Origin of the sequence: Lonsdalea britannica, from assembly GCF_946477055.1 — a bacterium.
Lineage (GTDB): Bacteria > Pseudomonadota > Gammaproteobacteria > Enterobacterales > Enterobacteriaceae > Lonsdalea > Lonsdalea britannica_A.
Genome location: NZ_CAMKXG010000010.1, coordinates 15,378 through 29,560 on the forward strand (window position 1 = coordinate 15,378; position 14,183 = coordinate 29,560).

A 14,183-nucleotide genomic window follows, 5' to 3' on the forward strand; every position below is an offset into this window, starting at 1 on the left:
TCATTCGATAACCAGTACAGATTGACACAAAAAGTCCCATTCAGGGCCATACAATCCTCTTCTGTATGGTCAATAAACTGTATTTGTGAATCTGTATTGTTTTCCGTCGCTCTTTCATGATGGTGCCACACCATCGGGGGAGGGAATGAAGATGACACAACACCATCCACTTTCGCAGACATCCACGCTGCGCACGCTAGTCAGCAGAATCTACAAGCATTGGCAGGCACGGCGTTTGCGCATCTCGACGCGCACGTTGCTGCGGACGATGAGCGATGAACGCCTCAAAGATATTGGTCTGTCGCGTGCAGACATCGATCAGTGCTACCGGGCCGATGCCTTCGGCAATGAGGGTTGGCTTCAGGCGCGGAATGATGCTCACAAGAAAAATGAAAGGTGAGTTATGTCGCCGATGTGTTTGCGCGAGGGTTCCCACGTCAGTACAACGGCGCTCGCGGAAGCCATCGGGCGACGCTAGAGTGCGAATGCCGGCACATCCGTCGGCCACAGGCTGACTGTGAATCCTCAAGCCTGCGCCGCTTATGTCGCCGTCGGTCTGTCCTGACCGACGGCGACCCTTCCTGCGCGGAGCGCTATTTGTCTTCGTTGTATCCCGGCGTTTCCCACAGCGAAGGCCACTCACCCGGCCAACCGCCATTGCATCCCGTCTGGCTGTGGTAAGTCACGAGCCGGAACTGCTGACCATCGTAACGCCACTGGGCGCTTTCACCGCAGTCGGCAAACCCACGTCCCTTCGCCAAATGGAACAGGTCGCCAGTCTGAGGATCATAGTCAGCGTTGGTAAACCAATCCACCTGCTGCGGGCGGCCATTTTCATCCGGCAGCGGCAACGGCAGTACCAGTTGATGCGCCGCCGACGGATTATCGCGCGGCGTGATAAACACCAGGCTCGAGGACTGATAGGCCCCCATACCGCAGTTAATCATGACCAGCGCATTGCGTTGGTCCAGCGGGTGAACCTGATTGATCTCTTTGTCCTGCTCGTTGACATCGCAGGTCTCTCTCACCAACAGCGCATGCTGCGCCTTGATGACGGCCTCGACCAACGCTTGCGGATGACTGACCGCAGGCGCGTTTGTCAGCGCTGGCGGCAGTTCGGGTTGACTCAACCTCGCCGGGACGTCGGAAGCCGGTTTACTTCCCCGCTGCAGCAGTGCGCCCTGAGTACCGATCCGTCCCTGCCGTTCATCCACCAGCAGGAGCGCGGCGTTCAATCCCCGCAGGGAGCTTCCCTGCTGCGGATCGTCACCGACGGAAAGGGTCAGCGCATCTTTGGCCTGCTGTAGAAAATGTTGTATCGCGGGCAGATTTTCCGTGGCGACAATGGCGTCGTCATCGTTGATCGCTGGCGTTAAGCTCAACCCTTCCGCGGCGTCTTCGTCCAACCACAAGGTGGGATGGGCTTCCTGAGAAAAGGGGACAATCGTCAATGACGTCACGCCGGTAGCGCCGGACTGCCGCGTCAGCGTTATACGCAGGTTTTCATCAATATTACGCACATCGCAGTCGTTCAGGTTGTTGCACGTCACCTGCCAGTTAGAGAAGATTTTTTGCACCGGCGGCGCAAACGGCACTCCGGCAAAAGCCGGTACGGCGGACAACACCGCCAGACTGGCTGCAACCACGCTTGCTTTCAGCATAATGTTTCTCTCATCGCTCTGTTTTCTGTCTCTTATCACTCACTTTTTATGCATAAAAAAACCGCTCCGGGGAGCGGTTTTTTATCATGCAGCGTCGACGTTACTTGTCGTCACTGTTGCCGAAACCGGCGTTCAGCAGCTCAGCCAGGTTAGCCGAAGCTTCATCCGCGCTGACCTGCGGAACAGCAACGGGTTCGCCAGCCTGACGGCGACGCATACGATCCTGATGGTATGCATAACCGGTACCGGCCGGGATCAGACGACCCACGATCACGTTCTCTTTCAGACCGCGCAGTTCATCACGCTTACCAGCCACTGCGGCTTCGGTAAGTACGCGCGTCGTTTCCTGGAACGAGGCCGCAGAGATGAAGGACTCGGTCGCCAGAGACGCCTTGGTGATACCCAGCAAGTCGCGGCTGTAGGTTGCCGGAATCTTGCCGTCGGCTTCCAACTGACGGTTGGCGATCTTGACGCGAGACACTTCAGCCTGTTCGCCTTCCAGGAACTCAGTGCTACCCGCGCTGGCGATGGTGCCTTTACGCAACATCTGACGAACGATAACTTCGATGTGCTTATCGTTAATCTTAACGCCCTGCAGGCGGTAAACTTCCTGCACTTCGTTGGTGATGTAACGGGTCACCGCATGCACGCCACGCAGACGCAGAATGTCGTGCGGAGACTCAGGACCATCGGAGATCACGTCACCACGTTCAACGCGTTCACCTTCGAACACGTTGAGCTGACGCCATTTCGGAATCATCTCTTCGTACGGATCGCTACCGTCAACCGGGGTGATCACCAGACGGCGCTTCCCTTTGGTTTCTTTACCGAAGGAAATGATACCGCTGATTTCAGCCAGAATTGCTGGCTCTTTCGGACGACGGGCTTCGAACAGGTCAGCAACGCGCGGCAGACCACCGGTGATATCCTTGGTACCGCCGGATTCCTGCGGAATACGGGCCAGGGTGTCACCAGAGCCGATTTTCACGCCGTCTTCCAGCTGGACAATCGCTTTACCCGGCAGGAAGTACTGAGCCGGCATATCGGTACCCGGAATCAGAACGTCTTCGCCGTTGTCATCAACGATTTTCAGCGCTGGACGCAGTTCTTTACCACCACCGGTACGTTCTGCACTATCCAGAACCACGATGGAGGACAAACCGGTCAGCTCATCGGTCTGACGCGTAATGGTCTGGCCGTCAATCATGTCGGTGAAGCGAATGTTACCGCTCACTTCCGTGATAACCGGCATGGTGTGCGGATCCCAGTTTGCTACGGTTTCGCCACCAGCTACGGCTTCGCCGTCGCCTTTCGCCATCACTGCACCGTAAGGCACTTTATAGCTTTCTTTCGTACGACCAAATTCGTCGATCAGCGTCAGTTCGGTGTTACGAGAAGTAATCACCAGCTTGTCTGCGCTGTTCTTAACGTACTTGGCGTTGCTCAGTTTCAGCGTACCCTTGTTTTTCACCTGGATACTGGATTCTGCTGCCGCACGAGATGCCGCACCACCGATGTGGAAGGTACGCATGGTCAGCTGGGTACCCGGTTCACCGATAGACTGTGCCGCGATAACCCCGATGGCTTCACCCTTGTTGATGATGTGACCACGAGCCAGGTCGCGACCGTAACATTTGGCGCACACGCCAAAGTCGGTTTCACAGCTTACGACAGAGCGTACTTTCAGCGAATCGACGGAGTTTTCTTCCAGCAGGTCACACCACTGTTCGTTCAACAGCGTGTTACGCGGAACCAGAATGTCAGCCGTACCCGGTTTGATCACGTCTTCGGCCGTTACACGACCCAGAACACGTTCACGCAGCGGTTCTTTAACGTCGCCACCTTCGATGACCGGCGTCATCATGATGCCTTCGTGCGTTCCGCAATCGTCTTCCGTTACAACCAGATCCTGCGCCACGTCGACCAAACGACGGGTCAGATAACCGGAGTTAGCGGTTTTCAGTGCGGTATCCGCCAGACCTTTACGAGCACCGTGGGTTGAGATGAAGTACTGGAGTACGTTCAGACCTTCACGGAAGTTCGCGGTGATCGGCGTTTCGATGATGGAGCCATCCGGCTTCGCCATCAGACCACGCATACCTGCCAACTGACGAATCTGTGCAGCAGAACCACGCGCACCGGAGTCGGCCATCATAAAGATGCTGTTGAAAGAAACCTGCTGCTCAACAACGCCATCGCGGTTAACCACGTCTTCTACAGACAGGTTTTCCATCATCGCCTTGGCAACACGTTCGTTCGCCGCAGCCCAGATATCGATCACTTTGTTGTAGCGTTCGCCCGCGGTAACCAGACCAGACTGGAACTGCTCCTGGATCTCGGCAACTTCGGTTTCCGCTTCTTCGATGATTTCGGCTTTCTTCGCCGGGATAACCATGTCGTCGATACCAACGGACGCACCAGAGCGCGCAGCGTAAGCAAAACCGGTGTACATGATCTGGTCAGCAAAGATAACGGTCGGCTTCAGGCCCAGAATGCGGTAACAGGTGTTCAGCATTTTGGAGATCGCTTTCTTGCCCAGAGGCTGGTTAACGATCGAGTACGGCAGACCTTTCGGCACGATCATCCACAAGATCGCACGACCAACGGTCGTATCGATGATGCTGGTCTGATGCGTGGTTTCGCCTTCAATGTTCTTGATCTCTTGCGTAATACGCACTTTGACGCGCGCATGCAGAGAAGCCAGACCAGCACGATAGACGCGTTCAGCTTCTTTCGGTCCAGTCAGAACCATGCCTTCGCCTTTGGCGTTAACACAGTCACGGGTCATGTAGTACAGACCCAATACAACGTCCTGAGACGGAACGATGATAGGCTCGCCGTTCGCAGGTGACAGGATGTTGTTGGTAGACATCATCAACGCACGCGCTTCCAGCTGGGCTTCCAGCGTCAACGGTACGTGAACAGCCATCTGGTCACCATCGAAGTCGGCGTTATACGCAGCACACACCAGCGGGTGCAGCTGAATCGCTTTACCTTCGATCAGAACCGGTTCAAATGCCTGAATACCCAGACGGTGCAGGGTCGGCGCACGGTTCAGCAGTACCGGGTGTTCGCGGATGACTTCATCCAGGATGTCCCATACGACCGCTTCTTCGCGTTCAACCATTTTCTTGGCTGCTTTGATCGTCGTAGCCAGGCCACGCAGTTCCAGCTTGCCGTAGATGAACGGTTTGAACAGTTCCAGCGCCATTTTCTTCGGCAGACCGCACTGATGCAGACGCAGGTACGGACCTACGGTGATAACGGAACGACCGGAGTAGTCGACACGTTTACCCAGCAGGTTCTGACGGAAACGACCCTGTTTACCTTTGATCATATCGGCCAAAGATTTCAGCGGACGCTTGTTGGAACCGGTGATGGCACGACCGCGACGGCCGTTATCCAGCAGCGCATCCACCGCTTCCTGCAGCATACGTTTTTCGTTGCGCACGATGATGTCCGGCGCAGCCAGATCCAGCAGACGTTTCAGACGGTTGTTACGGTTGATCACGCGACGATACAGATCGTTCAGATCCGACGTAGCGAAACGACCACCGTCCAGCGGTACCAGCGGACGCAGGTCCGGCGGCAGCACAGGCAGCACGGTCAGGATCATCCACTCCGGCTTGTTGCCAGACTGTACGAACGCTTCCAGCAGCTTGATACGCTTGGTCAGCTTTTTACGTTTGGTTTCAGAGTTGGTTTCGTTCAGCTCTTCACGCAGCTGTTCGCACTCCTGCTCCAGATCCATGTTTTTCAACAGGGCCTGAATCGCTTCGGCGCCCATCTTGGCGTCGAATTCGTCACCAAACTCTTCCAGCGCATCCAGATACTGCTCTTCCGTCAGGATCTGGCGCTTTTCAAGGTTGGTCATACCGCCTTCGATAACCACATAGGATTCGAAGTACAGGACGCGTTCGATATCACGCAGCGGCATATCCAGCAGCAAACCGATGCGGGAAGGCAGCGATTTCAGGAACCAGATGTGCGCGGTCGGAGAAGCCAGCTCGATGTGGCCCATACGCTCACGGCGTACTTTGGTCTGGGTCACTTCAACGCCACACTTCTCACAGATAACACCACGGTGCTTCAGGCGTTTGTACTTACCGCACAGGCACTCGTAATCTTTTACCGGCCCGAAGATACGGGCGCAGAACAGACCGTCACGTTCTGGTTTGAACGTACGGTAGTTAATGGTTTCCGGCTTTTTAACTTCACCAAAAGACCACGAACGGATCATGTCTGGCGATGCCAGAGCAATTTTGATCGCATCAAACTCTTCGGTCTTAGTTTGCGCTTTCAGAAACTTTAATAAGTCTTTCACGGATTGGCTCCTGTCGGAGTTAGACCTGTAAGGCACCTGAGTCAACCCCAGGTGCCCCTGTAACGAATGTCAGCAACGCAATCGGGCTGGTATTACTTTTCTTCCAGCTCGATGTTGATACCCAGCGAGCGGATTTCTTTCAACAGTACGTTGAAGGATTCCGGCATGCCTGGTTCCATCCGGTGATCGCCATCCACGATGTTTTTGTACATCTTGGTACGGCCGTTCACGTCATCGGATTTCACCGTCAACATTTCCTGCAGGGTATAAGCTGCACCGTAAGCTTCCAGCGCCCATACTTCCATCTCACCGAAACGCTGACCACCGAACTGCGCCTTACCACCCAGCGGCTGCTGAGTAACCAGGCTGTAGGAACCGGTGGAACGTGCATGCATTTTGTCATCAACCAAGTGGTTCAGCTTCAGCATGTACATATAGCCCACGGTGACCGGACGTTCAAACTGCTCGCCGGTACGGCCGTCAAACAGCGTAATCTGACCGGAAGTCGGCAGATCGCCCAGCTGCAGCAGCGCTTTGATTTCGCTCTCTTTGGCACCGTCGAAGACCGGCGTCGCGATTGGCATACCCTTCTTCAGGTTTTCTGCCAGACGCAGCACTTCGTCATCGGAGAACGTGTTCAAATCCACTTTCTGACGAACGTCGTTACCCAGGTCGTATGCTTTCTGGATGAATTCACGCAGTTTGTCCGCTTCTTCGCGCTGCTTCAGCATGGTGTTGATCTTGTCACCAATACCTTTCGCAGCCATACCCAGATGGGTTTCCAGAATCTGACCGATGTTCATACGTGATGGTACGCCCAGCGGGTTCAGTACGATGTCTACCGGCGTACCGTTTTCATCGTAAGGCATATCTTCGATCGGGTTGATCTTGGAGATAACACCCTTGTTACCGTGACGACCCGCCATCTTATCACCAGGCTGGATCTGACGTTTCACGGCCAGGTACACCTTGACGATTTTCAGCACGCCCGGCGCCAGATCATCACCCTGGGTGATTTTGCGGCGTTTGGCTTCGAGTTTCTTCTCAAACTCGTGTTTCAGCTCGTCGTACTGCTCGGCCAGCTGTTCCAACTGATTCTGTTTTTCTTCGTCAGTCAGACCCAGTTCCAACCAGCGCTCACGCGGCAGCTGATCCAGCTTCGCAGCTTCAACGCCACCACTAACCAGCACGTCGTGAATACGGGCAAACAGACCGGCTTCGAGGATCTGCAGTTCTTCAGTCAGGTCTTTTTTGGCCTGCTTCAGCTGCATCTCTTCAATTTCCAGCGCACGTTTGTCTTTTTCAACGCCGTCACGGGTGAAGACCTGAACATCGATAACCGTACCGGAAACGCTGTTAGGCACGCGCAGAGACGAGTCTTTAACGTCAGACGCTTTCTCACCGAAGATAGCGCGCAGCAGTTTCTCTTCCGGCGTCAGCTGAGTTTCACCTTTTGGCGTCACTTTACCGACCAGAATGTCGCCACCGGTCACTTCCGCACCGATATAAACGATACCGGACTCATCCAGTTTGGAGAGCGCGGCTTCACCCACGTTCGGAATATCAGCGGTGATTTCTTCAGGCCCCAGTTTGGTATCACGAGATACGCAAGCCAGTTCCTGGATATGAATTGTCGTGAAGCGATCTTCCTGCACCACGCGTTCGGAGACCAAGATGGAGTCTTCGAAGTTGTAGCCGTTCCACGGCATGAACGCTACGCGCATGTTCTGACCCAGTGCCAGTTCACCCAAATCGGTGGACGGACCATCGGCCAGCACGTCGCCGCGCTCAATCGGTTCACCCAGAGACACACACGGCATCTGGCTGATGCAGGTGTTCTGGTTAGAACGGGTATATTTCGTCAGGTTGTAGATGTCGATGCCCGCTTCGCCCGGATACATTTCATCAGGGTTAACGTTGATGACAATACGTGATGCATCCACATACTGAACCGTACCACCGCGTTTCGCTACGGCAGTTACACCGGAGTCGACCGCTACCGCGCGTTCCATACCCGTACCTACCAGCGGCTTATCAGCACGCAGTGTAGGAACGGCCTGACGTTGCATGTTCGCACCCATCAAGGCGCGGTTAGCATCATCGTGTTCCAGGAACGGGATCAGGGATGCACCGACAGAAACCACCTGCTGGGTGGAAACGTCCATGTATTCAACCTGATCGCGGCTGAACAAGCTGGACTCGCCTTTGTTACGGCAGGTCACCAGCTCATCAATGAAGTGGCCTTCTTCGTCCAGATTGGTGTTCGCCTGAGCGATGACGAAGTTACCTTCTTCAATCGCAGACAGGTAATGGATCTCATCGGTCACAACGCCGTCACGAACCAGACGATAAGGGGTTTCAAGGAAACCGTACTCATTGGTCTGTGCATAAACGGACAAGGAGTTGATCAGACCGATGTTCGGACCTTCCGGCGTTTCGATAGGACATACGCGACCATAGTGAGTCGGGTGTACGTCTCGAACTTCAAAGCCGGCGCGTTCACGGGTCAGACCGCCAGGGCCCAATGCAGAAATACGACGTTTATGCGTGATTTCAGACAGCGGGTTGTTCTGGTCCATAAACTGGGACAGCTGGCTGGAACCAAAGAACTCTTTCACCGCGGCCGAAATCGGCTTGGCGTTGATCATGTCCTGCGGCATCAGCGTGTCGAGGTCGCCCAGAGACAGACGCTCTTTGACAGCACGTTCAACACGGACCAGACCTACACGGAACTGGTTTTCAGCCATTTCACCGACAGAGCGAATACGACGGTTGCCCAGGTGGTCGATATCATCCACTTCGCCTTTACCATTACGGATGTCGATGAGTTTCTTCATCACATCAATAATGTCTTCTTTGCTCAGGATACCGGAACCTTCGATTTCCTCACGCAGCAAAGAGCGGTTGAATTTCATTCGACCAACTGCGGACAAATCATAACGATCTTCGGAGAAGAACAGATTTTCAAAAAGGCTTTCAGCCGCTTCGCGTGTCGGCGGCTCACCCGGACGCATCATGCGGTAGATCTCAACCAACGCGCTCAGGCGATCGTGGGTTGGGTCGACGCGGACGGTCTCGGAGATATAAGGACCGTGGTCCAGATCGTTGGTGAACAGCGTTTCGATTTGCTTGTGACCGGACTGGCTCAGTTTGGCCAGCAGATCCAGCGACAGCTCCATGTTCGCATTCGCGAGCACTTCGCCGGTGCTTTCATCAACGTAATCTTTCGCCAGCACTTTACCGGCAATGTATTCCACCGGGACTTCAATGCTTTCGATGCCGTCTTTTTCCAGCTGACGGATGTGACGAGCCGTGATACGACGACCTTTCTCGACGTATACCTTGCCGTTGGCTTCGATATCGAAGGAAGCCGTGTCACCACGCAGACGTTCTGGAACCAGTTCCATCAACAGCTTGTTACCGTTGATTTCATAGACGATTTTGTCAAAGAACAGGCCCAAAATGTCTTCGGTAGAGAAGTTTAATGCGCGTAGGATAATCGTCGCAGGCAATTTACGACGACGGTCGATACGGACAAACAGGTTATCTTTCGGATCGAATTCGAAATCCAGCCAGGAACCACGATAAGGAATGATACGTGCGTTATACAGTACCTTACCTGATGAGTGGGTTTTACCCTTGTCGCTGTCAAAGAATACGCCCGGGCTACGATGCAGCTGAGAAACGATAACGCGCTCAGTGCCGTTGATCACGAAGGTACCGTTGTCGGTCATGAGCGGAATTTCGCCCATGTACACTTCTTGTTCTTTAATATCTTTAACGGTGCCTTCTGGCGCTTCACGCTCGTAGATCACCAGACGCAGCTTAACGCGTAACGGCGCAGAGAATGTGACGCCGCGGATCTGACATTCTTTAACGTCAAATACCGGCTCGCCTAGGCGATAGCTCACATACTGCAGCTCGGAATTACCGCTGTAGCTTTTGATAGGAAATACAGAACGGAATGCGGCTTCCAGACCGTACTGACCTTCCGGATCTTGCTCGATGAATTTCTGGAACGAGTCAAGCTGGATAGAAAGGAGATAAGGCACGTCCAGAACTTGCGGACGCTTACCAAAGTCCTTACGAATACGTTTTTTCTCGGTATAGGAGTAAACCATAGGGTTCCTCAGCTCGCTGAAAAGTAGAACCTCTCTGTCCGTCCTAAAAATAAAGGACAGTTCATGCAACACCGTTTATATCGATCGAAAAGTGGAACACTTTTCGCAATACTTGTTTCTATCACTCTTAAACCATTTCGCTGCAGTCGAGTTCAGCGGCCAAAGCGGCTGGAGGCGCAGTATATTAAGTCGTCGATAGAAAAAAATATTGTGGGTTAATCAATGGTCAAACAGTGTGAAACACCATTGATTCCCTACAGCGCAAAAAGGCTGGTGACTAAAAAGCCACCAGCCATCAGCCTGATAAATCAGGCTGCAACCTGTAAGTTAAATTTATTTAACTTCAACAGAAGCACCAGCTTCTTCCAGGGCTTTCTTCAGAGCTTCAGCGTCGTCTTTGCTGATGGCTTCTTTCAGAACTGCCGGAGCAGATTCTACCAGGTCTTTAGCTTCTTTCAGACCCAGGCCAGTCGCGCTACGAACTGCTTTGATAACTGCAACTTTGTTGCCGCCAACAGCAGACAGAACAACGTCGAACTCAGTTTTTTCTTCAGCAGCTTCAGCCGGGCCAGCAGCAGCAACAGCTACAGCGGCAGCAGCAGAAACACCGAATTTTTCTTCCATTGCGGAAACCAGTTCAACAACGTCCATTACAGACATAGCTGCTACTGCTTCCAGAATTTGATCTTTAGTGATAGACATAACAATTGTTCCTAAGAATCAGAAATAGTTTATACGTTAGCAAACACGATGCCAGTAAAAAGGGGCGATTAAGCCGCTTCTTTCTGATCACGTACGGCAGCCAGTGTGCGAACCAGTTTGCCGGCAGCGGCTTCTTTCATGGTCGACATCAGACGTGCCAGTGCTTCTTCGTAAGTCGGCAGAGTTGCCAGACGGTCAATTTGAGCCGCCGGAATCAACTCGCCGTTAAAGGCTGCAGCTTTGACCTCGAATTTTGCATTCGCTTTCGCGAACTCTTTGAACAGACGAGCAGCAGCGCCCGGGTGTTCCATTGAGTATGCAATCAGGGTCGGACCGACAAACGTGTCTTTCAGGCACTCAAACTCAGTACCTTCAACTGAGCGACGCAGCAGCGTGTTACGAACAACACGCATGTATACGCCAGCTTCACGACCTGCTTTACGCAGTTCAGTCATTTTATCTACGGTAACGCCACGAGAATCCGCAACAACCGCAGACTGCGCGCCTTTGGCTACTTCGCTGACTTCAGCAACAATCGCTTGTTTGTCTTGAAGATTTAATGCCATTAGCTTTTGCTCCTGGATTTGGCCGGAGAAATCTCCGGAACTCACTTCACCTGTAGCCAAAACGACCAACAGGCGTTAACACACGGTGAGCAGAATCCAGCAAAGACAAGTCAAACTTTTCTTCAGGCTCTGTCACCGTCTACGCAGGAAAATTAAGTCTCTTTCGAAACACCTGCGGTCTTGGACGGAGGCCTGGATCAGGCCAGGCTCCAACCGAAAATTCTTCTTTCGTCCCACAAGTGGAACAACGCGGCGTAGGATTATAAAGAAATCCAGCGCCGCAGTAAAGAGGAACAAAAGCTATCAGCTAGCTACGGCGTTCAAACCGCTCTGATCGACAGCTAAGCCAGCACCCATGGTGGTGGACAGGCTAACTTTCTTGATGTACACGCCTTTAGCCTGAGACGGTTTAGCTTTTTTCAGCGCAACCAGCAGAGACTCCAGGTTTTCTTTCAGTTTGTCAGCGTCGAAATCAACCTTACCGATAGTGGTATGGATGATACCGTTTTTGTCGTTACGGTAACGAACCTGACCGGCTTTAGCATTTTTAACAGCTTCAGCAACGTTCGGAGTTACGGTACCGACTTTCGGGTTCGGCATCAGGCCACGCGGCCCCAGGATCTGGCCGAGTTGACCGACTACGCGCATTGCATCCGGAGAAGCAATAACAACGTCGAAGTTCATTTCGCCTTTTTTAATCTGGTCAGCCAGGTCGTCCATACCTACCAGGTCAGCGCCAGCAGCTTTAGCCGCTTCAGCGTTTGCACCCTGAGTAAATACGGCAACACGTACGCTGCGGCCAGTACCGTGCGGCAGCACAGTCGCGCCACGTACGTTCTGGTCAGATTTACGTGCGTCGATGCCCAGGTTTACGGCAACGTCCACGCTTTCAACAAATTTCGCAGTGGCCAGCTCTTTGAGCAGAGCAACGGCTTCGTTGATGTCGTACTGTTTAGTTGCATCAACTTTGTCACGGATCACGCGCATGCGCTTGGTCAGCTTAGCCATTTCTTAGTCCTCCACTACCAGGCCCATGGAACGAGCGGTACCTTCAATGGAGCGAGTCATCGCTTCCACATCAGAACCAGTCATGTCCGCAGCTTTGGTTTCTGCGATTTCACGTACCTGAGCACGGGTTACTTTACCTACTTTGTCTTTGTTCGGCTTGCCAGAACCAGACTTGATACCAGCCGCTTTTTTCAGCAGAACTGCTGCCGGCGGAGTTTTGGTAACGAAGGTGAAGGAACGGTCAGAGTAAACAGTAATAACAACCGGAATCGGCAGACCTTTTTCAATGCTGTCAGTCTTAGCATTGAACGCCTTACAGAATTCCATGATGTTAACACCCTGCTGACCCAGAGCCGGACCAACCGGAGGGCTCGGGTTAGCCATACCGGCTGCAACCTGCAGCTTGACGTAGGCTTGTACTTTCTTGGCCATTTAACTTTCCTCGAATGGGTGATAGCGCTTTGTTTAACAAAGCTCCCCGCAGTGATAAAAACGTTTTACACGTCAATAGACGCATAAAATAAAGGCGCGAAATAGTAGTCTATTTTCGCGCCACAAACAAGCAGAAATTCTTAGCGACAAACGCTTAAGTTAGCCTTTCTCTACCTGACCGAAATCCAGTTCAACTGGAGTCGCGCGGCCGAAGATAGAGACAGAAACTTTCAGGCGGCTCTTCTCGTAATCCACTTCTTCAACAACGCCGTTAAAGTCTGCGAATGGACCATCATTGACGCGAACCATTTCACCCGGCTCAAACAGGGTTTTCGGACGCGGCTTGTCACCCACCTGTTGCAGGCGGTTCATGATGGCATCGACTTCTTTATCGCTAATCGGCGCAGGACGGTCGGAAGTACCGCCAATGAAGCCCATGACGCGCGGCACACTGCGAACCAAGTGCCAGCTAGCATCTTCCATTACCATCTGCACTAGCACATAGCCTGGAAAGAATTTGCGCTCGCTTTTGCGACGTTGTCCGCCACGGATCTCCACAACTTCTTCAGTAGGGACCATAACTTCACCAAACAGATCTTCCATGTTGTGAAGTTTAATGTGTTCACGCAGCGACTGAGCGACGCGACCTTCAAAGCCAGAAAACGCCTGAACGACGTACCAACGTTTCTTTGGAGCTTCAGACATCTTAAAACCTCAGGCCAGTAATAAACGATACTAAACGGACCAGAATACCATCCAGTCCCCACAAAATCAGTGACATGACGGCAGTTACCGCAGCAACGATCAGCGTGGTATGTAGCGTTTCCTGACGAGTCGGCCATATGACTTTTCGAACCTCAGTACGAGCTTCACGCGCAAACAGAACGGTCGCTTTGCCTTTTGTCGTCAATAACGCTATGCCACCCGCAACAGCAATCAGGATAACAACAGCCAATGCTCGCAGAGGCAGGCTCAATTCACGGTAATAATAATTACCGACAACCGCCGCAGCCAGTAAAACAGCGACGATCAGCCATTTCAGAGCCTCAAGGCCACGTCCACTACCCTGAGCTTCGGTATTCGCACTCATAAACCAACCTGTCACAATGATTCAGACAAATAATTTTTGCCCAGCATGAAGGGCAAACCAAACCGAATGCTACCTATAAAGGGAAAATTCGGGATTACGCCGTTTATACAGAGCCTATCTCACCAATGATTATACTTCACAATCGCTGATGAGATAGGTTCTACCCTGACAGCGTAGAAAAAGGGCATCAAATGATGCCCTTTTATCGCGTGTTGCGTCAAATCTTATCAGCAATTAAGCGATAACTTTAGCAACCACGCCGGCGCCTACTGTACGGCC

At 52.8% G+C, this 14,183-nt stretch carries 10 protein-coding genes; 1 reads left to right on the forward strand and 9 read right to left on the reverse strand.

Annotated features, from left to right (window positions below):
- Positions 1 to 145 precede the first annotated feature (145 nt).
- Entirely contained in the window at positions 146 to 400 is a 255-nt protein-coding gene (locus tag Q7O77_RS01775) for a DUF1127 domain-containing protein (RefSeq protein ID WP_085653057.1), read from the forward strand.
- A 193-nt stretch (positions 401 to 593) separates the two neighbouring features.
- Here Q7O77_RS01775 and Q7O77_RS01780 read toward each other — a convergent pair whose 3' ends face one another.
- From Q7O77_RS01780 to secE, 9 genes are all read right to left on the reverse strand, one after another.
- Positions 594 to 1,661, reverse strand: a complete 1,068-nt coding sequence (locus tag Q7O77_RS01780; RefSeq protein WP_304162993.1) for a DUF1176 domain-containing protein — start codon at positions 1,659 to 1,661, stop codon at positions 594 to 596.
- A 100-nt stretch (positions 1,662 to 1,761) separates the two neighbouring features.
- Positions 1,762 to 5,985 (reverse strand): DNA-directed RNA polymerase subunit beta', encoded by a 4,224-nt coding sequence (gene rpoC, locus Q7O77_RS01785; protein ID WP_304162996.1) that lies wholly within the window; start codon positions 5,983 to 5,985, stop codon positions 1,762 to 1,764.
- Between the two features lie 92 nt (positions 5,986 to 6,077).
- The gene (gene rpoB, locus Q7O77_RS01790; RefSeq protein WP_304162998.1) at positions 6,078 to 10,106 is read right to left on the reverse strand and encodes a DNA-directed RNA polymerase subunit beta; all 4,029 of its coding nucleotides are present in this window, start codon (positions 10,104 to 10,106) and stop codon (positions 6,078 to 6,080) included.
- A gap of 333 nt (positions 10,107 to 10,439) precedes the next feature.
- On the reverse strand, positions 10,440 to 10,808 hold the full coding sequence (gene rplL / locus Q7O77_RS01795) for a 50S ribosomal protein L7/L12 (protein WP_026740922.1): 369 nt from the start codon (positions 10,806 to 10,808) through the stop codon (positions 10,440 to 10,442).
- A 68-nt stretch (positions 10,809 to 10,876) separates the two neighbouring features.
- Entirely contained in the window at positions 10,877 to 11,374 is a 498-nt protein-coding gene (gene rplJ, locus Q7O77_RS01800) for a 50S ribosomal protein L10 (RefSeq protein ID WP_085689878.1), read from the reverse strand.
- A gap of 303 nt (positions 11,375 to 11,677) precedes the next feature.
- Positions 11,678 to 12,382, reverse strand: coding sequence for a 50S ribosomal protein L1 (gene rplA / locus Q7O77_RS01805; protein WP_304163007.1), 705 nt, complete (start codon positions 12,380 to 12,382; stop codon positions 11,678 to 11,680).
- 3 nt (positions 12,383 to 12,385) lie between these two features.
- On the reverse strand, positions 12,386 to 12,814 hold the full coding sequence (rplK, locus tag Q7O77_RS01810; protein WP_004929911.1) for a 50S ribosomal protein L11: 429 nt from the start codon (positions 12,812 to 12,814) through the stop codon (positions 12,386 to 12,388).
- Between the two features lie 159 nt (positions 12,815 to 12,973).
- Entirely contained in the window at positions 12,974 to 13,519 is a 546-nt protein-coding gene (gene nusG / locus Q7O77_RS01815; RefSeq protein ID WP_026740925.1) for a transcription termination/antitermination protein NusG, read from the reverse strand.
- A gap of 1 nt (position 13,520) precedes the next feature.
- Positions 13,521 to 13,904: a preprotein translocase subunit SecE gene (gene secE / locus Q7O77_RS01820; protein WP_304163023.1), complete on the reverse strand. Its 384-nt coding sequence runs from the start codon at positions 13,902 to 13,904 to the stop codon at positions 13,521 to 13,523.
- Positions 13,905 to 14,183: the final 279 nt, after the last annotated feature.

Coding starts and splice junctions, on each gene's coding strand:
- Q7O77_RS01780 (WP_304162993.1), bottom strand. CDS start 1,661: ATGCTGAAAGCAAGCGTGGTTGCAGCCAGTCTGGCGGTGTTGTCCGCC.
- nusG (WP_026740925.1), bottom strand. CDS start 13,519: ATGTCTGAAGCTCCAAAGAAACGTTGGTACGTCGTTCAGGCGTTTTCT.
- rplA (WP_304163007.1), bottom strand. CDS start 12,382: ATGGCTAAGCTGACCAAGCGCATGCGCGTGATCCGTGACAAAGTTGAT.
- rplL (WP_026740922.1), bottom strand. CDS start 10,808: ATGTCTATCACTAAAGATCAAATTCTGGAAGCAGTAGCAGCTATGTCT.
- rpoB (WP_304162998.1), bottom strand. CDS start 10,106: ATGGTTTACTCCTATACCGAGAAAAAACGTATTCGTAAGGACTTTGGT.
- rplK (WP_004929911.1), bottom strand. CDS start 12,814: ATGGCCAAGAAAGTACAAGCCTACGTCAAGCTGCAGGTTGCAGCCGGT.
- secE (WP_304163023.1), bottom strand. CDS start 13,904: ATGAGTGCGAATACCGAAGCTCAGGGTAGTGGACGTGGCCTTGAGGCT.
- Q7O77_RS01775 (WP_085653057.1), top strand. CDS start 146: ATGAAGATGACACAACACCATCCACTTTCGCAGACATCCACGCTGCGC.
- rplJ (WP_085689878.1), bottom strand. CDS start 11,374: ATGGCATTAAATCTTCAAGACAAACAAGCGATTGTTGCTGAAGTCAGC.